The sequence below is a fragment of the Bacillus cereus group sp. BfR-BA-01453 genome (genome assembly GCF_022662915.1).
In the GTDB taxonomy this organism is placed as follows: Bacteria; Bacillota; Bacilli; order Bacillales; family Bacillaceae_G; genus Bacillus_A; species Bacillus_A paranthracis.
On sequence record NZ_JAKUEN010000009.1, the window covers coordinates 155524 to 179016 of the forward strand.

Genomic DNA, 23493 nt, shown 5'->3' on the forward strand with positions numbered 1-23493 from the left:
TTAATATATCTATCGTAACTTCAAATATATCAACGATTTTCTCAATATATCTATCATAACTCAAAATATATCAACGGTTTTTCAAATATATCGATTTGCCGACAATTCACGACAAAAAACAGGAGCTCTCTAGCCCCTGTCTTCTAACACTTTCAATACAGTTTGTTTTAATATTTCTACCCCATCCATAATACAACTATGATCGAACTTCATATACGGATGGTGTAATCCAGGTTGTAGGTCTGCTCCTAGTCCAAGCATGACAGCTTTTAAATGTGGTCTTTTCACTGTATAGTAATGGAAATCATCGCTTCCTGTCGTATAGAGAGGCCCTGTGCATCTCTCTTCCCCATACACTTCGAGAATACCTTTACGCATAAAGCGCTCTGCTTCTTCGGAAACCTCTGCTCCTGGTGCAAGATCCATCCATTCGTATGAAGTTTTTGATCCCATCGATGCAGCTGATTCTATTACATGCTCAATCTTTTTCTTTAATTCTTCTAATAGTATATTACTCTCTGCTCTTACATCTAAACTGAAATGACCATTTCCCGGAATGATATTTAAATTATCACCACCAGCTTGGCATCTCGTCATTTTTACTGAATAAGAACTTTGCGGTGGCAGCCAAATATTTTTCAAACCGATATTAATCATGGAAATGACATCAATTGCATTCACACCTTGGTGTGGTCTTGCACCGTGTGCATCCTCCCCATGAATCATACCCTCTAAAAACCCTGCTGCTCCATGACGAATAGATGGGGCTGCTTGTTTCAAAGATAGTTCTTCAATTGGTCTTAGATGGACGCCAAATAAGAAATCGGCATCATCTACAGCACCTTTCTCCACCATCTTCAAAGCACCATTCCCCTTCTCTTCTGCCGGCTGAAAAATAAATCTAACCGTACCACTTTTCCATCTCATATTTTTCAATTGTAAAATAAGCCCCATTACAATGGTCATATGAGCATCATGGCCACATGAATGGTTCGCTTTAAATTCTCCATTTACTTCTTGCCAAAGTGCATCCATATCAGCACGAATCGCAATAACTGGATTCCCGCCTCCAATCTCAGCAATTACACCTGGACAATCATCAAATGTTCTATATGAAATTCCTTCTTCTTTTAAAAAGTCAGTAATATATGCTGTCGTTTCATATTCTTTCCAACTTACTTCAGGGTTTTCGTGTAAATGCTGAAAAATCTCCGTTAAGCGCTCTTGTAGTTCTAATGTTTTCAACGTTCCAGTCTCCTTCCCACATTACAAACGATTCGGGTTAATTATACTTATGAAAAACAGATGTTTTTATGAACATATTGAATTTTAAGAAAAAAGTCAATTATTTATTTTTAAATACTTAAAAAGCTTACTTCTCACCTATATTACAAACTAAACAAACAACTAGAACATTCGTTATTTTCTGTTTTTATGTTGACGCTTACATAAACTTTTAGTTATCATAACCTAATAAACGTCTATTTTACGACAATTCTAAAAATACAAACAAACATACATAACAAGGAGGACATTTATGAAAAAAGAAATACCTTTTGGTGTAGCCATGATCCCTATTATCATTACAGTTGCAGTTATGATGGTTACAATTGTTGTATTAAAACAAAGCCCTCACGTCCCACTTATTATCGGTACAACCGTTGCTTCCATCGTCGCTTGGCGTTACGGTTACAAATGGAACGACATTGAAGAAGCAATGTATAAAGGAATTCGCCTCGCATTACCCGCTATCGTTATCATTATCCTAGTAGGTTTAACGATCGGTGCTTGGATTGGTGGTGGAATCGTCGCAACAATGATTTATTACGGTTTAAATCTATTAACTCCATCACTATTTTTAGTTTCAATTACAATTATTTGTTCTATTGTTGCATTAGCTATTGGTAGCTCTTGGTCTACAATGGGAACAATTGGTGTTGCAGGAATGGGCATTGGCCTTAGTATGGGAATCCCAGCTCCAATGGTTGCCGGTGCTATCATTTCCGGTTCTTATTTCGGCGATAAAATGTCACCGCTTTCAGACACAACAAACTTAGCCGCAGGATTAACAAATACAGATTTATTCACACATATTCGTCATATGTTATTTACTACAATTCCAGGTTTAATTATTACTCTTATCGTTTATGCGTTCTTAGGAAGAAGCTTCGGTGCTAACAATATTGATGCCAAAAGTATCGAGCAAACATTACAAGTATTGCAGCAAAACTTTGTTATCTCACCTTTCCTATTAATCATACCTGTAGTTGTTATGGTATTGGTTGCTAAAAAAGTTCCTGCCATACCAGCCATTCTCGTCGGTATTATTTTAGGATTTTTATCACAAGTCTTTATTCAAGGTGGTTCTGTCTCCGCATCTGTCGGTGCACTCCAAGCTGGATTTGTTATAGACACTGGAAACAAGCTAGTAGACGAACTATTTAACCGCGGTGGCTTAGATTCGATGATGAATACAGTCTCTATGACAATTGTCGCTATGACTTTCGGAGGAGTATTAGAACATACAGGTATTCTTCGCTCCATTGTAAATCAAATTTTAAAATTAGCGACATCAGCAAAAGGGCTTATCGCTTCTACTATCGCATCTTGCTTTGCAACAAACCTTACTTGCTCTGAACAATATATTTCAATTGTCGTCCCTTCAAGAATGTACGCAAATGCATACACGGAAAAAGGACTACATTCAAAAAACTTATCCAGAGCATTAGAAGATGGTGGAACATTAACTTCTGTCTTTGTTCCTTGGAATACGTGCGGTGTATTTATTCTCGCAACACTTGGCGTAGGTGCATTTGAATATGCCCCTTATGCTATTTTGAATTTCATTGTACCTATTATCTCAATCATTTACGGTATAACTGGCCTCACAATTACAAAACTATCTGACATTGAGAAAGCAGAACTACTAAAAAAACAAAAAGCTCAATTAGAAGCTTAAAGATAACGGTAAACTCAGTTCATATATTGCGCGAGGGCGTCCTTGTTGATAGGGCATTTCCTCGCCGCAAATATGAGCATACCCGTAATCAACTAATTTCTTTAACAACCTTTCTGTCGATCTTCGAGTCACTTGTAAGTACTCAGAAAGGTCAGCTGCTGTAAACTTCAATGACGGATGCGATTGACTAAATTGAATAATTTTTGACAAGTTGGCCGGACTAAGCTTCGTTTCCTTCGCTATTTTCATTAGTTCCGGATTATCATTTTTCAAACTTTGTACTCTCTGTTCTTTCGGGAACGGACCAAATAAATCTTTATCACTTGTTAGTATATAAAAACAACGATCTATTGGATTATTCTTTGCAAAACTTTGAGCAATTTTTGCATTTTGCTCCGCTTCTTTCACAGTTTTTCCGTAACCAAATCCAATAGCTATCGTTCCTTCTATACTCGCAAATAAATTATTTATTATATTTGTTTTTATAATGGATTCGATATCACCACGAGTTGTATACAAAATGCATGTCATTTCATCCACTTGTTTAAATGAACCACGTAGTTCTGTTGAAATGACATCTAGTTTTTCAAGCAAATTCGTTCGTAATTCTAAGGAAGAAATAATACAAGCACCAACAGTAGCTGAATAGCTTTTTGCTAACTCCGCTTTTATTTTTGCACCTTTTAACCCATGTATAATGGACTGTGTTGGATCAATCATTCGCTCTGAAGGAACACCTAGTTTTTGAAGCTCGTCGTAAACAGCGTGAATACTAGTTAAAGCTAAATGAGCCTCTCCAGATTGATATTTAGCTACATGAAAATCGATAACTCTATTTATTTCATCTTTACTCCACAGCATATTTTCATAATCAAACACTTGTGGACTTTCTTTTATACCGATATCATGGAACACATTTGTAATAAATGAGCGGTCTACTAAATCGATAGAAATGTTATGTGGTTGAATACTTTGATGATACATGATAGAAAGAATGGAAGATGCGACAGTTGTCTCGTCTTGCTGTAAGTACGTACTTGGAATTCGTAATTGTTCTCTTATTTCTTTTGCCATATAATAAGGTAAAGCACCTGAGAAAAAGATGACATCACAAGGCTTTAAACGCTTTAATAGTTCAGAAGATTCTGCCGGATGAAGATAAATATATGGATCAATTTCTATTTCTTCTATTTTATGAGCAATAGGTAAAAGTGTCTCCATAAACTCTTTTGAACCGACAACTGCAATTTTTATCATCATTTCTCTAACTCCTTATCATTAATTAACGACTATTTAACGTCAACTATATCAAATGTACAAAAACATTGTAAACAGGAAGGGGTCTCTACCTAATGAAAATTACAGCTATTCATCTTTATGCAATTCGTTTACCGCTTCGCGATCCGTTTGTTATTAGTTACGGTTCTTATTCTGATATGCCTTCTATTATTGTCAAAATGGAAACAGATGAAGGTATTATCGGTTATGGTGAAGGCGTTGCTGATGATCACGTTACAGGCGAATCATGGGAAAGTACTTTCCATACTTTAAAACATACACTTGCTCCTGCGCTCATCGGACAAAATCCAATGAATATAGAAAAAATACACGATATGATGGACAATACCATTTACGGTGTTCCAACAGCGAAGGCTGCGATTGATATTGCTTGTTTTGATATAATAGGTAAAAAATTAAATCAACCTGTATATCAATTAATTGGTGGACGATACCATGAAGAATTTCCTATCACTCATGTATTAAGTATCGCAGATCCAGAAGAAATGGCCGAAGAAGCTGCCTCTATGATTCAAAAAGGTTACCAATCTTTCAAAATGAAAGTCGGTACAAATGTAAAAGAAGATGTAAAAAGAATTGAAGCGGTACGTGAACGTGTAGGAAATGATATTGCGATTCGTGTTGATGTAAACCAAGGTTGGAAAAATAGCGCCAACACATTAACAGCACTTCGTTCATTAGGTCATTTAAACATCGACTGGATTGAACAGCCTGTCATTGCAGACGATATTGACGCAATGGTTCACATTCGTTCGAAAACAGACCTTCCGCTTATGATTGATGAAGGATTAAAAGGTTCTCGTGAAATGCGCCAAATCATTAAATTAGACGCGGCTGATAAAGTAAATATAAAACTAATGAAATGCGGTGGCATATATCCCGCTGTAAAACTCGCTCACCAAGCAGAAATGGCCGGCATCGAATGCCAAGTTGGATCCATGGTCGAATCATCCGTTGCCTCTTCCGCAGGATTCCATGTCGCTTTCTCGAAAAAAATCATTACGAGCGTCGAGCTAACAGGTCCATTAAAGTTCACGAAAGACATCGGAAACTTACATTACGACGTACCATTTATTCGCTTAAACGAACAGCCAGGACTCGGCATTGAAATAAATGAGGATATCCTGCAAGAACTCACCGTCTTTCAAGACGTTGTACGCTAAAGGAGGGCTAACGCATGACAGTTCTATACGAGGGCAGATTAAAACAAAATAACGAGCTATTTCACGTTACATTACTATCACTAGAGCACATCGAACAAATTTTATTATTACAAAACGTTGTAGTTGAAGCACTAGAAGATAAAAGTCGTCTACAACCACTCTCCCAAGAAGAATTTCAATACATTCTAGAAGGAAATGGCATGATGATCGGTGCTTTTATCAAAAACGAACTCATCGCATTTCGCGCCCTACTCGTCCCTCCTATTGACGATGAACATTTAGGACTTGATATCGGCTTACCAGAAAGTGAACTGCACCGCGTCATCTATCAAGAAATCTCAAACGTTCACCCGAACTGCCGAGGTAATGGGATGCAAAAAATATTAGCGACAGTCATCATGGACGAATTACAAAAAGAAAACAGCAAATATGATTATGTGTGCTGCACCGTTGCACCTTTTAACATTCCAAGCTTAAAAGATAAGTTCTCACAAGGGATGGAGATTGCTGCGCTGAAGGAAAAGTATGGTGGGAGTCTGCGGTATGTTTTTGTGAAGGAATTGCGTGGGGACAAGGAAAGAGATTGGACGGAGATTAAGAGTGTTCCGATGAGTGATGCTGTTGGACAGCAGGCTTTGCTTTCGGATGGTTATCGCGGGTATGAAATGGAGAAAGTGGACGGAGATTTTGTTGTGAAGTTTGGACGATAATTGCTACGCCAGAAAAAAAGGAGATGTCTGCTGTGACATCTCCTTTTGCTTTCTCTTCATTGAACATATCGATTGCAACTCCAAATATATCAGCGATTTTTGAAATATATCGGCGCAACTCCAAATATATCAGCGATTTCCAAAATATATCGACTTACCGACAAAGATTGACAATAATCGCAACCTATACAAAGCGTAACATTAAACCGTCATCTTCCAACTAGATAACGCTAACCAGTTCTCCATTTCCTTATAATCGGGCATTATCTTCCCGACAAGACGCCAAAAAGAGCGATCATGATTTAAATGAACCATATGGCACATTTCGTGAACGACTACATAATCAATTACTCGCTGTGGTGCCATCGCTAGCTTCCAATTGAAGGTTAGTTGTAAATTCGAATCACAAGTACCCCACGTGCGACTACTATCTGTAATACGAATAGAACGTGGTTTTGTTTTAAAGTTACTTTGATGCGCTTTAATACTCTTCTCTACTAATGACTTACACTGCTTATAGTAAAATCGTTTTAAAGCTTGCTGTATTTTCTCATCTTTAAGATCTTTCACATAAATATGTAGCTTATCTCCTTCAAACACTGCATTGTCTTGCGTAATATTTGTATCTTGAGAAATTTGTATCGGATACGTACTTCCTAAATACAAAAAGCCTTCTCCTTGATCATAATCCTTTTCCTGTGGTCCACGCGCTCGCTCCGCCATTTCCTTACGTGTTGTCTGAATCCAATCCCACTTCTCTTCTAGCAACTGGACTAAATATTCAACAGGTGTCCCTTTTGGAGCTTGCACCTCAACATTCCCGTAAGAATCCACCAAAAAACGCACCGATTTTTTCTTTTTATAAGTTATATGAAAATTAATTGTTTCGCCTAAATATGTATGTACCATTTCATCACCTAGCATATTATTTTTACAAATAAAAAAGAGTAGGATACGAACACCCTACTCTACCTATTATATCATTTACCGCTTTAACGGAATCATTATCCTCTATACTTTACAGCTAATCCTTTAATGAAATTCCTTGCGTATCTATCGCCGCACTCTTTGTAATTTTTATGGCCTTTTTTTCTTAATAGAGCGCCTAGTTCTCCTTTTGTCACCTTAACGCCTACGCTATCTAGTATATCAAGTACATCTTCACTCGTTAATGAAAGTGCGATTTTCATTTTCTTTAGAAGAAGGTTATTAGCACTCTCTTTGCTTTGTACAGGTGCCGGTTGTCCAGGTTTCGGATCTTGCTTACCTCTTTTTAAAGTAATAAATCCATTTAAAAATGCCTCTAACATCATCATATCGCATGTTTTTACGTACTCATCTTCTTCCACATCAGGGTTTTCAGGTTCGTGCTGAGGCGCTCTCTTTATTTTTGTAAGCATATCAACTACGTCTTCTTTCGTTACTTCCATTCCGCCAAGTTTAAAAATTTCTACCATATCTATATCTTTTATATCTAAAGCATATCTTACTCTTTTTAATATATCGTTGTTGCTCATTGCCATTGGGTTTCCTCCTGAAATGTTGATTATTTTTAACTTTTTATTTGTAATACAGTTTATCGTAACTAATCTAAATAAGATTATTTTTTATTATTTTCATAATTAAATTTAACAAAAAAGGTAGTGCCTTCCGATCCTGTTTGAATTTCTATTTTTGCATTATGACGGGTAGCAATGGCATAACATACGCCTAATCCCAATCCAGTTCCATTATCTTTAGTTGTGTAAAATGGAGTCCCCAGTTTCTCTAATACTTCAGGGCTGATACCTTTCCCTTCATCCCGCACTGCAAGCACCACACAATTTTGCCCTTCCTTATAGGTGCTAATAGTTAGAGTTTTCCCTGTACTCATCGCTTCTAAGCCATTACGGTATAGGTTCATTAATAATTGCCGTATCTCATTACGATTTAAAAGTAATACTGGAACGTCATTTGTATCGACTTGAATATATTTATTTTGATTATGCGTATCTATCTTTATTAAAGGAATAATATCGTGGATAATCGAATTTAAATCTAACATCTGTAAATCTGATTTCTTTGTATTACCTATTGAGAGAAATTCAGTAATAATAGAATTGACACGATCAAGTTCTTCAACCATTAAATTAAAGTACTTACTATGTTTCTCATAGTTGTTCTCTTCTTTTAATAACTGCAAAAATCCTCGTACTGTTGTCATTGGATTTCTAATCTCGTGGCTGATACCTGCTGCCATTTGCCCTATTAACTCTATGTTGGATAACCTTTTCAATTCCTGCTCATATTGCTTTTTTTCTGTTATGTTTTTACAAATACAACAAATACCATCATCATACGGATATGCAATAACTTCATGCCAATATTCATCAGAGGTAGAAAAAAATTCAAAATGAACTGTAGTTCGCTCTGACATTACACGATGAAGCTCCTTATATATAACTGTATCTACGCTACTTGGGAAGACCTCCCATATATTCTTACCTAATACGTCTTTTACTGTTTTTCTTTGCGGGAAATGTTGATGTTTATTTACATACATAAATTCCCATTTATTATTCAAAGTCAAGAATCCATCCGTAATACTTTCAATCACACTTGTAACTTTTTCATTAGCAGCAGCTAGTTCTCTCGTTCTTTCTTCCACCCTGCTTTCAAGTTGATCCATATATAACAAGTTTGAAAACGTAGGAGCTGTGGCATCAACGATAGATTTTGCCAGTTGAATTCGGGAATCATCGTAATTATGAATTTTTTCCTCTTTGCCAACGACGATTACCCCTAATACTTCTCCCATTGAAACCAATGGAATCATCAGTAAACCCTTACTATCTATATTTTTTGTTCGAATAATCTCTTGAATCTTGGCTTCATAGTTTTTCTCCATCCAATCTGCTTCTATCCAATCACAGCCCGAGCTTAACTTCGTTGTCTTAATCGTTGTTTTGTCTAGCGGATCTAAAAGGTGGGCAGCCATGTTTTTACTCTCTAAAATCTGTCCTAAGTAAAAAAAGCATTTATCAAAACTCTCCTGTATTGAGGAACACATTGATAAATCACGGGTAACATTTAGTAACAGCTGCTTCTCGGCAATAAGATTTTCTTTTTGGGTTAAATTTTTTGCGTTTTGAATGGCGACCGCCGCCATGTTTACATAAGCTTCAACACTTTGAATTTCTGAATCTGTTAAGTTCATTGGAACTCCATAATCAAATAAAAAAACAAGACCAAATAACTCTTGCCCAAATGAGATAGGCAGAGCTAATAAAGACTTAATTTTAAACGCATCGACTGGTCTCGAATCCGGTCGATGATCCTTTGAGGTATCAGGAATATAGATGGTTTTTTTAGTTTCAATAACTTCTTTTGCCAGTAAGTCTACTTCAGGATCAATTACCTGCGTATCGAGCGTTACGCCATTTATGGTCTCTGGTTTTCCTGCAAACCCTCTAAATGTTCCATCTTCTTCAGGTAAATAAATTCCAACAGCGTCACACCTAACAATCTCCTCTGATATCGCCATTGTTACACGCTGCAATACTTCACGTAATTCTAATTTTGTATTTATTATTTTGGTTATATTCGCGAGCCTAGAATATCTCGTCTGATCACTTAACATTTGCATAGCCTCCAATTATAGGCGTAATAAAGTGCAACTTTAATAAGTGAGGGGGGTGGTGATTCATCCCCCCACTTATTATCAGCCTGAATCCAACCTAACCTCTTTGCACTAGCAGAATTTTAAGGTGGGAGTTTTACTGCCCGCAAATAGCGGGGTGAAATAAACATGCTAATATCAGTGAACATCAAGATCAACCTACCATTTTCTCCTGTATTCTTTTCTTACCCTTGTTTTATATAGAATACCTCACTTACTTATGATACGGTTCACCTTACACTAATAAAATTACTACACTCCATCCCTTCTAACTTTCAAAAGTTACACCGTTTCACTACCCTGTGTCTCACTAACACTCGCCTCAAACTTATCAAGCAATGCACGCACTTCATCAGTCGATTTCGTACTCATCAATTGATTTCTCAATTCAGCAGCTCCTGGGAAGCCTTTTACATAAATTTTGAAGAAGCGATGAAGTCCTGTGATTGAGCGTGGCAGTACTTCTGCATATTGATCTTGAAGATCAAGTTGTAGTCTTAAAAGATCTAGATGTTCTTTACTGCTATGCTCTCTTGGTTCTTTTTCGAAAGCAAACGGATTTTTAAAGATACCTCGTCCGATCATTACGCCATCAATGCCGTATTTTTCAGCAAGTTCCAGCCCAGTTTTACGGTCAGGGATGTCACCATTTATTGTTAGTAGCGTATTTGGTGCAATACGATCACGTAATTTTTTAATTTCCGGAATTAGCTCCCAGTGCGCATCCACTTGGCTCATTTCTTCTCTTGTACGTAAGTGAATTGAAAGGTTCGCGATATCTTGTTTGAAAATATGCGTTAACCAATTTTCCCACTCACTTAACTCTTTAAAGCCAAGTCTTGTTTTTACGCTGACAGGTAGTCCGCCTGCTTTTGCAGCTTGGATAAGTTCTGCCGCAACGTCTGGACGTAGAATAAGGCCACTACCTTTCCCTCTTGATGCAACGTTCGGTACTGGGCAACCCATGTTAATATCGATACCTTTAAATCCTAGTTCTGCCATACCAATACTCATTTGACGGAAGTATTCGGGATTGTCTCCCCAAATATGTGCTACCATCGGTTGTTCGTCTTCTGTAAAAATTAAACGGCCACGTACACTTTTCATACCTTCTGGATGACAATAGCTATCCGAGTTTGTAAACTCTGTGAAGAATACGTCCGGACGACCAGCTTCACTTACTACGTGACGGAAAACAACATCTGTCACATCTTCCATTGGTGCAAGTACGAAAAACGGTCGTGGTAATTCACGCCAAAAATTATCTATCATTTCAAATTCAAATCCTCTCAATATGAATACAATTTCAAACTCTCAATAAACCAAAAAGCAGATGGTATAGATTTTCCTATATCAACTGCTTTTCTATTATACCAACTTAAGCCAAGCTACACACTCCACATGAGTCGTATGCGGGAACATATCAACAGGTTGTACTTCCTGTGTTTTATATCCGCCTTCTTCTAGTACTTTTAAATCACGTGCTAATGTTGCTGGGTTACATGATACGTATACGACGCGTTTTGGTTTCATGTCGATGATTGTGTTAAGTAGTGCCTCATCACAACCTTTACGCGGTGGATCTACGACCATTGTGTCAGCAATTACACCTTCTTTATACCATTTTGGAATGACTACCTCTGCTTCTCCTACGCCAAATTCAGCGTTTGTCATATTGTTTAGCGCTGCGTTACGCTTCGCGTCTTCGATCGCTTCTGGCACAATTTCAACACCGTACACTTTTTTCGCTTTTTGTGCTAGGAATAAGGAGATTGATCCAATTCCGCAATAGGCATCAATTACTGTTTCGTTGCCATCTAATTTGGCGTATTCTAACGTTTTATCGTATAACACTTTCGTTTGTTCTGGGTTTACTTGATAGAATGAACGTGCTGAAATCGCAAATTTAATATCGCCGATAAAGTCATAAATATATTCTGATCCGTACAGTACTGTCGTTTTGTCTCCGAAGATTACATTTGTACGTTTCGGGTTTACGTTTTGAACAATTGATTTTACTTCTGGGAATTTCGTAGCAATTTCTTCAATGATTGCTTTTTTGTTTGGCAGTTCTGCTGTACGAGTAATGAAGACAAGCATAATCTCCCCTGTTACTTGTCCATAGCGCGCCATTACGTGACGAAGTGTTCCTTTGTTACGCTCTTCGTTGTAGGCCGAAATACCGTGTTTTTCACAAATTCGTTTTACTTCTTGAATCAATGTATCGTTTTCTTCTGCTTGAATTAAACATGATTCCATATTAATAATGTCATGCGTTCCTTGACGATAGAAACCAGCTACAAGTCCGCCTTCACGTTCTCCAATTGGTACTTGTGCTTTATTACGGTATACCCACGGATTCTTCATGCCAAGTACAGGATGAACAGGAACATCGCTTAGTCCTCCAATGCGCTGCATAACGTCGCGTACTTGTTTTTCTTTCGCTTGTAATTGTCCTTCATATGTTAAATGCTGAAGCTGACAACCGCCGCATTGATTGTACACTGGGCATTCGGCATCTTTACGATATGGGCTCTCTGTATGAAGCTTCATTAAACGACCGAATGCGAAGTTTTTCTTCACTTTAATAATTTTAATTTGCGCTTCTTCACCTGGTAATCCGTTTTTAACGAAAATAGGATAGCCTTTTACTTTCGCAACACCGGCACCATCATGTGTTAAATCTTCAAATACTACATCTATAAACTCGTTTTTTTCAACTGGTGGCGTCATTTTTGTACTCATTTTCCGACCTCTCTTTTTCATAACACTGCGTTACATTTTATCATACTTATATGGTCTATTTCTATTGGAAGAAAAAAAGCTATTGACGATAGTTCTCTGTTAATGTTACGCTACTACTAATTTAATACGGACGATGTTACCTCATATATACTCGATAATATGGATCGAGAGTTTCTACCCGGCAACCTTAAATTGCTGGACTATGGGGAAAACTAATGAATATTAGCCTATGTGCAAAAAAGGACTCATATTGATTAGCTTTCTCTCATAGATGAAAGTGAATCCATATGGGTCTTTTTTTATTTCCATTTTTCTAAAAGGTCAGACATCTTACGTATGACATAAAACCTCTTTGTTTTATTTTTAGTAATACAACGAGCGTTTTATGTACAAACTTTATACGAACTTCTGAAAGGGGCAACTACATGCAATATGTAATGAGCATTATCGGTATTCTTGTTGTTTTAGGTTTATGTTTTGCTTTGTCAAACAACAAAAGTAAAATCAACTTCCGTGCAATTGCTATTATGATTGGTTTTCAAATTTTAATCGGTTGGTTTATGTTTGGCACAAAGATTGGTCAACAAATCATTATTTTCATTAGTAAAGTTTTCAACAAACTAATTAAACTTGGTACGACAGGTGTTGATTTTCTCTTTAATGGAATTCAAAGAGACTTTGTCTTTTTCTTAAACGTACTATTAATTATCGTATTTTTCTCAGCACTACTTTCTATCTTTAGTTACTTAGGTGTTTTACCATTCATCGTTCGCGTTGTCGGCGGTGCCATTTCAAAAATTACTGGTTTACCACGCGTTGAATCGTTCCATGCGGTAAACTCTGTATTCTTCGGTTCAAGTGAAGCGTTAATCGTTATTAAAAATGATTTACAACATTTCAATAAAAACCGTATGTTTATCATTTGTTGTTCTGCGATGAGCTCAGTTTCTGCTTCTGTTACAGCATCATACGTAATGATGTTAGATGCGAAATATGTACTAGCAGCTCTTCCATTAAACTTATTCTCAAGCTTAATTGTTTGTTCGTTATTAACACCTGTTGATACGAAAAAAGAAGACGAAGTAGTTCAGAAATTTGATCGTACTTTATTCGGAGACAGCTTTATTGGCGCAATGATTAACGGTGCGCTTGATGGTTTAAAAGTAGCTGGTATCGTTGCCGCATTAATGATCGCTTTCATCGGTGTTATGGAAGTTGTAAACTACGTAATTAGCGCAGCTTCAGGTGCAATGGGACACGCTATTACGTTACAACAAATCTTCGGTTACGTACTTGCTCCATTCGCATTCTTAATGGGGATTCCAGCTCAAGATATTATCCCAGCTGGCGGAATTATGGGTACGAAGATTGTATTAAACGAGTTTGTAGCAATCCTTGATTTAAAAGGTGTTGCAGCAACATTATCTCCACGTACAGTTGGAATCGTTACAGTATTCTTAATTAGCTTCGCAAGTATTAGCCAAATTGGCGCGATCGTTGGTACAATTCGTGCTCTTTCTGAGAAACAAGGAAGCGTCGTATCGAAATTTGGTTGGAAAATGCTATTTGCATCAACACTTGCTTCTATTTTATCTGCAACAATCGCTGGATTGTTTATTTAGTAAAAATCACCTTACTCGTTGAAGTAAGGTGATTTTTTTATCTATTGTTACTTTTCTCATTCCATCCATTTTCTTCAAATGATATGATGAACAAGGGTATGTCCCCACCACTCTTATAGCGGTGGGGATTTTAATGTAAATATGTAACATACTACACAATAGAAGGTGATTTTATGAGAAAATACGCAGCAATTGCTTTATGTACATCTGCCATTCTAGCAGGTTGTAATACTAGCAATGTAAGCCAGGAACTTAAAAAAGAGAAAAAGGTTCAAGAAGTTAAGAAACAAACAGAAACTGTGCAAGAACAAGGTAAAATTTCTTATCAGCCCATTACACACGAGTCTACAAATACTACTATTCATATAACAGATATAAAAGATACTTTAACTGAAGTACAATATAAAATTTGGCGTACTGCTGATGGAAAGGAACACACTAAATCTTTTTCTTCTAAAGAAAAGGAGAAACAGTTTACACTTCCTTTTGATATAAAAGAATTTGAAGGAAAACGTGGTGAGTTCCAAATTGAAGCAATAGGCATAAAAGAAGATGGGAAAACCATTCCACTCACAAAATCTGCTATTACTTTCGAACAAAAGGTTCCCGTTCTTATGTATCATGCAATCGATGATTATCACGGACAAGGCATTAAAGATTTATTCGTCTCACCTGCTAACTTTGAAGCCCAAATGAAATATTTAAAAGACAACGGCTATACATTACTAACTTTTGAACGTTGGGGTGATATTAATAAAGTAAATAAACCTATCTTTGTTACATTTGATGACGGTATGAAAAATAATATGAATGCATTCCATGTTTTACAAAAGCTAAAAGACGATACATTTAAACCGGCGGCAACAGAATATATGATTGTTGATAACGTTGATGTAGAAGGATCACTGTCTACTTCTGAAATAAAAGAAATGGTCGATTCCGGCATTTTCTCAGTGCAATCTCATACAGCGACGCATGCAGACTTACCGAAAATTACAAACTATGAAGAGGAATTAAAAGGATCAAAAGAAAAGTTAGAAAAAATAACAGGTAAGCCCGTTATCGCAGTTGCTTATCCATTCGGTCATGTAGATGATAAAGTCGTTGCAGAAACGAAGAAATATTATCAATTTGCGACGACAACAAAACCCGGAAAATTCATTACAAAAGGTGAACCCGATGAATTGTTAAAAATGAAGCGTGTTCGCATACACCATACGACGACCGTAGAACAGTTTGCTTCTTCGATTAAATAACGATGAGGGCTCAATATATTTTGAGCTCTCTTTTTACGCTATATTTATATATATTTTTTGAATTTTCTTGTATTATATATAGTAAGAAATCTTTCAAATTAAAGGAGATTATACATATGTCATTTGAACAAACGTTAGAGAAATATGCTGCCCTTGCAGTCAATGTTGGTGTTAATATTCAACCAGGACAAACATTATCAATTAGCGCACCTCTTGAAGCTGTACAATTTGTACGCCTCGTTACAGAAAAAGCATATAAATCTGGTGCAAAACACGTATATGTGGATTGGAATGATGAGACGTTAACACGCTTAAAGTTCGATCTAGCTCCTGAAGAAGCATTCGCTGAGTTTCCATCTTGGAAAGCACACGCTCGTGAAGAATTAGCAAAAGAAGGCGCTGCATTTATGTCTATTTATGCAGAAAACCCTGATTTATTAAAAGGTGTAGAACCAACGCGTATCGCAACAGCTCATAAAGTAGCTGGTGAAGCAATGAAAGTATACCGTGATTACGTACAAGCTGATAAAGTAAGCTGGTGTGTCATTTCTGTTCCTACGAAAGAATGGGCTGCGAAAGTATTCCCTGACGTTGCACCAGAAGAACAAGAAGCAAAACTATGGGATGCTATTTTCAAAGCTACTCGTGCTGATTTAGAAAATCCTGTGGAAGCATGGAAAGAACACGATAAAACATTACATACAAAAGTTGATTACTTAAACGAAAAGCATTATAAAGCTCTTCACTATACAGGTCCTGGAACAGATTTAACGATCGAACTTCCAGAAAAACATGTATGGGCTGGTGCTGGTAGCTTAAATGAAAAGAACGTACCATTTATGGCGAACATTCCAACTGAAGAAGTGTTTACAATGCCACTTAAAACAGGTGTAAATGGCCAAGTATCTAGTACAAAACCGTTAGCATTTGCAGGTAACATTATCGATAACTTCACGTTAACATTTGAAAACGGACGTATCGTAGATTATAAAGCTGAAGTTGGAGAAGAAGCTTTAAAACATTTAGTAGAAACAGATGAAGGTTCTCACTTCTTAGGAGAAGTAGCTTTAGTACCTCATGATTCACCAATTTCAAACACAAATATTTTATTCTACAACACGCTATTTGATGAAAACGCATCTTGCCACCTTGCAATCGGAAATGCTTATGCATTTAACTTAGTTGGCGGAAAAACGATGTCTAAAGAAGAACTTGCTGAAAATGGCGCAAACGCTAGTATTACACACGAAGATTTCATGATTGGATCAGCTGAGCTTGATATCGACGGCATTACAGCTGATGGCAGACATGAACCAATCTTCCGTAAAGGTAATTGGGCGTTTTAATAAAAGCAAAAGGCTATCTTCCACACTGGAAGATAGCCTTTTATGATGCAGATGAAACCTTAAGTCCAATTACGCCTAAAACGATAAAGAGAATACAAAACGCTTGGAATAAGCTAATGTGCTCTTTAAAAAAATATACGCTAATGATTGTAATAAGTAATGTTCCTACGCCAGACCAAATGGCATAAGCGATACTTAAATGAATTTTTTTGACAACGATAGCAAATACGCTGAAACAAATTCCGTAAAATACAAAAATAAGTACACTTGGAATGAGCTTTGTTAAACCGTTTGATAATTTCATCGCAATTGTTCCAGCTACTTCAAAAATAATTGTTACAAGTAATAATAGCCAATATACCATACTAGAATCTCCTTCTCTGTTACCTTATAGAGATTCTAGTATACTACTTATAGTCCTAATGAAATATATTTAATTTCTAAATATTCCTCGATACCGAAATGACCACCTTCACGGCCAATACCGCTTTCTTTAAACCCACCGAACGGTGCTTGTGCAACTGATGGGAGGCCATCATTTAAACCGATAATACCGTACTCTAACGCTTCACTAATTTGGAATGCTTGACTAATATCTTTCGTGAAAATGTACGCGGCTAAACCATATGGCGTATTATTTGCACGCTCAATTACTTCTTCAACCGTTTTAAATTTCGCAACTGGTGCAACCGGTCCAAATGTTTCTTCATTCATACAAAGCATCGTATCATTCGCCAATCCAATTACAGTCGGTTGCATAAAGTGTCCGTCTAGCTCTGCAACCTTTTGACCACCATATAAAACTGTTCCACCTTTTTGAATAGCATCTTCAATATGTTCTTGTACTTTTGAAACTGCATTCTCGTCAATAAGTGGTCCTACAGTCGTTCCGTCACCGAAACCGTCTCCTACTTTCAACTTCCCTACTGCCTTTTGAAACTTCTCTGCGAATACTTCGTAAACTTCTTCCTGAACAAATACTCGGTTTGTACATATACACGTTTGTCCTGCGTTACGGAATTTCGAACCGATTACTGCCTCTACTGCTTTATCTAAGTCTGCATCATTCATAACAATAAACGGTGCGTGACCACCTAACTCAAGTGAAACCTTTTTCATCGTTTGTGCCGCACTAGCCATTAACTCTTTCCCAATTTCCGTTGATCCTGTAAAGGACACTTTTCGAACACGCCCATCTTCCATCCACGTATCAGCAATTGCTTTCGCACTACCTGTTACAATATTTATTACGCCTTTTGGAATGTCTGCTTCATGAGCTAATTCAGCTAATTTTAACGCAGTTAACGGCGTTTGACTTGCAGGTTTTACAACCGCTGTACATCCTGCTGCAAGCGCCGGAGCTACCTTTCTCGTAATCATAGCAGCCGGGAAGTTCCAAGGCGTAATAGCTGCCATAACGCCAACTGGTTGCTTCATGACTAAAATACGTTTATTCTGATGAGAAGCAGGAATCATTTCACCATATACGCGTTTTCCTTCTTCTGCATACCATTCAACAAAACTATTTGCATAATTCACTTCACCAAGCGCTTCTGCAAACGGCTTTCCTTGTTCTTTCGTCATGATCGCTGCAATCTCTTCTTTATTTTCCTCAATAAGTGTGAACCATTTTTTTAATTTCGCTGCACGATCTGCCGCTGTTAACTTAGACCATAATTTAAAAGCTTCATGCGCAGCATCAACAGCTTGCTTTGCCTCTGTTACCCCGCCCTTTGGTACAGTCGCAAATATTTCCTTCGTTGCTGGATTATTTACTTCGATTTGCTCTTGCAATGTAATCCACTCACCATTTATATACATCGCCTTTTTCTCTACATTTACAAACGTCGCTTTTTTATCCAATATTCTCTTCCTCCTCTATAAGTTTCTTTATTTTCCTAGTCGCAGCAGATTGACTTATTTTTAAAAACTCCGCTACTTTATAACTCGATCCATATGTTTTATATGCTTTCAAAATAATATTCCGTTCTACTTCTTCTAACATTTTATAGAGACTTTGACCGGACTGTTCAACCGTTGATTCTTGCATCGCTATTGGTAAATCTTCTATCGTAACGATATCATCGGCAGTTATAACAATTCGCTCAATCACATTTTCAATCTCTCTATTATTTCCTTCCCACGGGTAACCAACAAACATTTGTAATGTGCTAGGCGCTAATTTTACATTTCTACCATATTTCTCGTTAAAGTGTTGTAAATAATGATAAATAAGTGGCAAAATGTCTTCTGTTCTTTCCCGTAGTGGCGGGATTACAATGGGAATGACATTCAGACGATAATATAAATCTTTCCGAAATGTTCCTTGTTTCACCATCATACTTAAATCTCTATTTGTTGCCGCTACAATTCTAACGTCCACCTTTTTTAATTCTCTTCCGCCTATAGGGCGAAACGTTTTTTCTTGCAACACTTGCAAAAGCTTTGCTTGAGTTTCAAGCGGCATTTCGCCAATTTCATCTAAGAATAGCGTTCCTTTATGCGCTGATTCTAATAGTCCCTTTTTCCCTTCACGATTCGCACCTGTAAAGGATCCGCCTGAGTATCCAAAAAGCTCTGATTCAATTAAATTTGTCGGCAATGCCGCACAGTTAATTTCATAGAAACTTTCATTCTTCCGGTTACTCACTTCATGTAAATGACGCACCAATCGACTCTTTCCTACTCCTGTCTCACCTAAAACGAGAACCGTACTATCTACTACGGATACTTTCTTGATTGTCTCGACTATTTTTTGCATAGCGATACTTTTAAAAATAAGTCCTTCATGTTCATATGTTTCTCTTAATTCTTTTTTATATGTTTTTAACTGATTATCCATTTCTTCTACCTTTTGACGTAATTGATAGAGTTCTGTAAGATCACGAGAGTAACTAATTACTCTTCTTAAATTGCCCTCTTCATCAAAAACAGGCCTTGTACGAACGTGTAAATACTCTCCTGATTTTGTGGTCTGAACTAGTTCGATTGGCCTCTTTTTTTCAATTACTTCTAACGTTGCTGATGGGTAAAAGATACCATCTTTCTGCAATTCTTTTACATGTTTACCTACTAACTCTTTTGCAGCCAATTGATAGTGCCTTTCACATGTACTATTTACACGTACAACGATTCCCTTTTCGTCAGTCACAAAAATTTCGTCAAACGCATATTCAAATACATCTTGTAAATCCATTAACACTCGTTCCTTTTCTGCAACCATCCTAGCCACCCCTAACTTCCAATCCGTCGATTCACTTCAATACCTTTATTATAAAGTGAATTTTCTGCATTTTATATAGAGTCAGCTAGAATGTTTGCTGTTTTATTATTTAACTTTTAAACACGAGCAATATTTGCTTTCTCATAACAGACTTGCAACGATTCTTCAATGATTGTTAATCCTTCTTCCAGTTGCTCATCTGTAATCACTAATGGCATTAGCACACGAATAACATTACCGTATGTTCCTGCTGATAGTAGAAGTAAGCCACGTTTATTTGCTTCTGCGCATAAATTAGCTGTTAACGTTTTATCAGGTGCTTTCGTCTTACGATCTTGAACGAGCTCAAATGCACACATTGCTCCTAAACCACGCACATCACCAATGCAATTATATTTATTTTTCATCTCTTCGAATCGGTTCATTACGACTTTTCCTAATTCTATCGCTCTATCATTTAAATTCTCTTTTTCTATTACATCAAGTACTGCTAATGCTGCCGCACATCCTAGCGGGCTTCCTGCATACGTTCCACCAAGTTCTCCTGGTGCAGACTCATTCATAATTTCTTTGCGCCCAATAACACCACTAATCGGTACACCAGCACCTAATGATTTAGATACCGTAATTAAATCCGGAACGACATCATAATGATCAATGGCGAAATATTTTCCTGTACGGCTAAATCCAGTTTGAATTTCATCCGCTACAAATAAGATGCCGTGTTCTGAGCAAATATTGCGTACTTCTTGCACAAACTTCTTACTTGGGACGATAAATCCACCTTCCCCTTGAACAGGTTCCATTACAACGGCTGCAATTGTTTCTGGTGCTACTTCTGATATAAAGAAGTTCTTGAATTCTTCAATCATAAAGTCATCGTACTGCTCTTCCGTTAGTCCTTCTGGGCGACGATATTCGTATGGGAATGGTGCTTTATATACTTCCGGTGCAAATGGGCCAAATCCAAACTTATATGGTTTTACTTTACTTGTCATCGTCATTGTCATTAATGTGCGTCCATGGAAACCTTTAGAAAATGCAATAATACCAGGTCTTTTTGTATATTTACGAGCAATTTTCACCGCATTCTCAACTGCTTCTGCACCACTATTTAAAAATAGTACTTGCTTATCAAAACTTCCCGGTGCTAATGCCGCAAGTTTTTCTGCTAATTCAATATATGGCTCATACATCATGACATTAAAGCCAGTATGAATGTATTGATCTACTTGTTTATGGAGCGCTTCTTTAACAGCTGGGTGACAATGTCCTACGTTAATTGTTCCTATCGCTCCAGCGAAATCAATGTACTGATTACCATCAACATCAGTAACAAGAGCACCATTTGCAGATTGTACAAACGTTGGGATGCCGTTACTTACTCCTTTTGGTACTATATTTTGGCGGCGTTCTAGTAAAGACGCTGCTTTCGGTCCAGGAATTTGTTCATTTACTTTAGCAAATTTTTTTATATTCATTACGTACCCCATCCTTTTCTTTACATTGTTTTCTCTTTTCATTGCAAAATGTATGCCAATATTCTTTTCTAGTATTCATCTATTTCGCCATAAAAAATAAGTCTATAAAGACTCATAACGAGTCTTTATAGACTTATTTTTCTTACACATTAGACTTTCCTTGTTCCCAAGTCAACTCACCTGAATGCGAAATAAAGTCCCCAACAGATTGTACTACTAAATCCGCAAGTGGTTCTAATGTTTGACGATTCCCTGTACCAGATAGTACTCCAATTGCATAGCAATCACCATTTTTCGCTAAATATAAATCAGTCGGTGTATCCCCAACGACAGCTACTTCACATGCCTTTAAATGAAACTTCTCACAGAAGGATTCTATAATTCTTTTATCGGGTTTTTGTGCCGCAAATGTATCTGAAGCTACAACATAATCAAAAAAGGTCTCTAATTGATACTGTTTTAAAAATAATTCTGTCGGTGCGAAATCATCAGCTGTAACAACACCTAAAATAAATCCTCTATCCTTTAAACTTTGTAAAATTTTCGGTAAATCTGCCGTCATTTTCATGTAAGAACGATGCTCGTACATAAGGGCAAACAGTTTTTCACTTACCCATTCATGCATTTCCTCTTCTTTAGATGACGTAATATACTTACAAAGCCCCTTTGCCACATCAAGGCTTGTTCCTGCCGCTATTGCGCTACGTGGGTGAACAAATACCCCATCCACACCGATTTCTTTCAATAAAGTCGGCTGCATTGATTGTGGCAGTTGGTATAATTTTATACATTCAGCCACAAGTTCTTCAGCCACTTTTATCCAAATTGAATGAAAATCCATTAATGTTCCATCTTTATCAAATAGTATTGCTTTTACTTTCTCCATAACACCCCACCTCTCGTTTCTTATATCCTCCAGTGTATCAATAAAATATGGATATAAAATAAACGAATTGTAAAAATACCATGAAAATCAAACTAACTTCAAATTTACAATTCTTCTATATAATAAAAAAGGATGCCTTTACAGGGCATCCTCTTGATGTTCAGGAACAAATAGTTCCAGACAATGATACATATTTTCGAATTCCATCGGTGCATCTCCACCATATTCACCATCTAAATTAATCATTAGTTTATCTGGTGAATGCACTTTAATTCGGTTCGCTTGTGTGTATAGTACTTTTGGATTGTTAATATGTTCACCACGCTGCGCTTGTGTTGCAGCTTTAATTAAGTCGGCAATCGAACCTTTTTTCAGCACTAATAAATCAAATAAGCCATCGTTAATCGATGCATATGGTGCTACCTTTTCAAAGCCACCCACTGAACGAGTATTCGTAATTAAAAACATCGTAATTTCTTCTTGTAGTAATTTTCCATCATACTCAATTTCAACGTATGTTGGATGTAGTGATGGTAGCATTTCGATACCTTTTAAATAATAAGCAAGTTGTCCTAATACAGTCTTTAGCTTACTTGGTACTTCATATGTTAATTCTGTAATACGACCGCCACCAGCGATGTTAATAAAATATGTATCGTTTGCTCTACCAAGGTCTAATGGCACAGTTTTTCCTTCACAAATAATATCCGCTGCCTCTTCAATAGAACGAGGTACACCGATTGCACGTGCAAAGTCATTTGTCGTTCCAACTGGAATAATTCCAAATTTCGGACGGAATTCATGCCCAACTAGACCGTTTACGACTTCATTTAACGTGCCGTCACCACCAGCCGCAATAACAACATCAAATTTACGCTCTACAGCTTGCCTCGCCGCCACAGTTGCGTCTCCAGGACCCGTTGTCGCATGACAAGATGCTTCATATCCAGCTTGTTCTAATTTTTGTAATACTTCCGGTAAGCTCTTCTTAAATAGCTCACGCCCAGAAGTAGGATTATAAATAATTCTTGCTCGCTTCATCATTTATTAGCACAGGAAATTTCTTTATGTATCGACAAAGAACATACCGAACTTCTATTCAGTATTCCCATGCCTACCTCCTCTCATCTTCCTATCCTTCTTTT

General features: G+C 37.1%; 19 protein-coding genes and 1 riboswitch. Of the genes, 6 read left to right on the forward strand and 13 right to left on the reverse strand.

The window, feature by feature from the left end:
- Positions 1 to 129: 129 nt before the first annotated feature.
- Positions 130 to 1245: a M20 peptidase aminoacylase family protein gene (locus tag MR070_RS18410; RefSeq protein WP_000853515.1), complete on the reverse strand. Its 1116-nt coding sequence runs from the start codon at positions 1243 to 1245 to the stop codon at positions 130 to 132.
- Between the two features lie 292 nt (positions 1246 to 1537).
- Here MR070_RS18410 and nhaC point away from each other — a divergent pair, with 292 nt between their 5' ends.
- Positions 1538 to 2959, forward strand: a complete 1422-nt coding sequence (gene nhaC, locus MR070_RS18415) for a Na+/H+ antiporter NhaC (protein ID WP_000711543.1) — start codon at positions 1538 to 1540, stop codon at positions 2957 to 2959.
- Here the strand turns inward: nhaC and MR070_RS18420 are convergent.
- A complete protein-coding gene (locus tag MR070_RS18420) occupies positions 2948 to 4219 on the reverse strand; it encodes a transcriptional regulator (protein WP_242261769.1) in 1272 nt (423 codons plus the stop codon). The genes nhaC and MR070_RS18420 overlap by 12 nt on opposite strands.
- 92 nt (positions 4220 to 4311) lie before the next feature.
- On the opposite strand from MR070_RS18420, the gene MR070_RS18425 reads away from it, so the two are divergent.
- Together MR070_RS18425 and MR070_RS18430 are read left to right on the forward strand one after the other, a co-directional pair.
- The gene (locus MR070_RS18425; protein ID WP_242261770.1) at positions 4312 to 5421 is read left to right on the forward strand and encodes a mandelate racemase/muconate lactonizing enzyme family protein; all 1110 of its coding nucleotides are present in this window, start codon (positions 4312 to 4314) and stop codon (positions 5419 to 5421) included.
- Between the two features lie 14 nt (positions 5422 to 5435).
- A complete protein-coding gene (locus MR070_RS18430; protein WP_044790836.1) occupies positions 5436 to 6131 on the forward strand; it encodes a hypothetical protein in 696 nt (231 codons plus the stop codon).
- 201 nt (positions 6132 to 6332) lie between these two features.
- Here the strand turns inward: MR070_RS18430 and MR070_RS18435 are convergent, their stop codons facing one another.
- The 5 genes from MR070_RS18435 to rlmD all read right to left on the reverse strand — a co-directional run bounded on the left by MR070_RS18435 (position 6333) and on the right by rlmD (position 12534).
- Positions 6333 to 7040: a M48 family metallopeptidase gene (locus MR070_RS18435; RefSeq protein WP_044790837.1), complete on the reverse strand. Its 708-nt coding sequence runs from the start codon at positions 7038 to 7040 to the stop codon at positions 6333 to 6335.
- A 95-nt stretch (positions 7041 to 7135) separates the two neighbouring features.
- Positions 7136 to 7654, reverse strand: coding sequence for a YehS family protein (locus MR070_RS18440; protein ID WP_001251708.1), 519 nt, complete (start codon positions 7652 to 7654; stop codon positions 7136 to 7138).
- A 77-nt stretch (positions 7655 to 7731) separates the two neighbouring features.
- A complete protein-coding gene (locus tag MR070_RS18445; RefSeq protein WP_242261771.1) occupies positions 7732 to 9750 on the reverse strand; it encodes a GAF domain-containing sensor histidine kinase in 2019 nt (672 codons plus the stop codon).
- Positions 9751 to 10071: 321 nt separating this feature from the next.
- On the reverse strand, positions 10072 to 11061 hold the full coding sequence (locus tag MR070_RS18450) for a tRNA dihydrouridine synthase (RefSeq protein WP_242261772.1): 990 nt from the start codon (positions 11059 to 11061) through the stop codon (positions 10072 to 10074).
- Positions 11062 to 11157: 96 nt separating this feature from the next.
- Entirely contained in the window at positions 11158 to 12534 is a 1377-nt protein-coding gene (gene rlmD, locus MR070_RS18455; RefSeq protein WP_000105046.1) for a 23S rRNA (uracil(1939)-C(5))-methyltransferase RlmD, read from the reverse strand.
- Positions 12535 to 12655: 121 nt separating this feature from the next.
- Positions 12656 to 12757, forward strand: a riboswitch (purine riboswitch).
- A gap of 202 nt (positions 12758 to 12959) precedes the next feature.
- Here rlmD and MR070_RS18460 point away from each other — a divergent pair.
- The 3 genes from MR070_RS18460 to MR070_RS18470 all read left to right on the forward strand — a co-directional run bounded on the left by MR070_RS18460 (position 12960) and on the right by MR070_RS18470 (position 16758).
- Positions 12960 to 14156, forward strand: coding sequence for a NupC/NupG family nucleoside CNT transporter (locus MR070_RS18460; RefSeq protein WP_001200502.1), 1197 nt, complete (start codon positions 12960 to 12962; stop codon positions 14154 to 14156).
- A gap of 173 nt (positions 14157 to 14329) precedes the next feature.
- A complete protein-coding gene (locus tag MR070_RS18465; protein WP_242261773.1) occupies positions 14330 to 15412 on the forward strand; it encodes a polysaccharide deacetylase family protein in 1083 nt (360 codons plus the stop codon).
- 116 nt (positions 15413 to 15528) lie between these two features.
- A complete protein-coding gene (locus tag MR070_RS18470; protein WP_000007360.1) occupies positions 15529 to 16758 on the forward strand; it encodes an aminopeptidase in 1230 nt (409 codons plus the stop codon).
- Positions 16759 to 16798: 40 nt separating this feature from the next.
- Here MR070_RS18470 and MR070_RS18475 read toward each other — a convergent pair whose 3' ends face one another.
- From MR070_RS18475 to MR070_RS18500, 6 genes are all read right to left on the reverse strand, one after another.
- Positions 16799 to 17122: a DMT family transporter gene (locus MR070_RS18475; protein ID WP_000263254.1), complete on the reverse strand. Its 324-nt coding sequence runs from the start codon at positions 17120 to 17122 to the stop codon at positions 16799 to 16801.
- Between the two features lie 47 nt (positions 17123 to 17169).
- Positions 17170 to 18621, reverse strand: coding sequence for an NADP-dependent succinate-semialdehyde dehydrogenase (gabD, locus tag MR070_RS18480; protein ID WP_070805114.1), 1452 nt, complete (start codon positions 18619 to 18621; stop codon positions 17170 to 17172).
- Complete coding sequence (locus tag MR070_RS18485) at positions 18614 to 19981, reverse strand: sigma-54 interaction domain-containing protein (RefSeq protein ID WP_000225164.1); 1368 nt, start codon at positions 19979 to 19981, stop codon at positions 18614 to 18616. The genes gabD and MR070_RS18485 overlap by 8 nt, the downstream gene beginning before the upstream one ends.
- Before the next feature lie 116 nt (positions 19982 to 20097).
- Entirely contained in the window at positions 20098 to 21462 is a 1365-nt protein-coding gene (gene gabT, locus MR070_RS18490; protein ID WP_242261774.1) for a 4-aminobutyrate--2-oxoglutarate transaminase, read from the reverse strand.
- A gap of 142 nt (positions 21463 to 21604) precedes the next feature.
- Positions 21605 to 22348, reverse strand: coding sequence for an HAD family hydrolase (locus MR070_RS18495; RefSeq protein WP_242261775.1), 744 nt, complete (start codon positions 22346 to 22348; stop codon positions 21605 to 21607).
- A gap of 138 nt (positions 22349 to 22486) precedes the next feature.
- Positions 22487 to 23392, reverse strand: coding sequence for a diacylglycerol kinase (locus MR070_RS18500; protein WP_000977677.1), 906 nt, complete (start codon positions 23390 to 23392; stop codon positions 22487 to 22489).
- Positions 23393 to 23493: the final 101 nt, after the last annotated feature.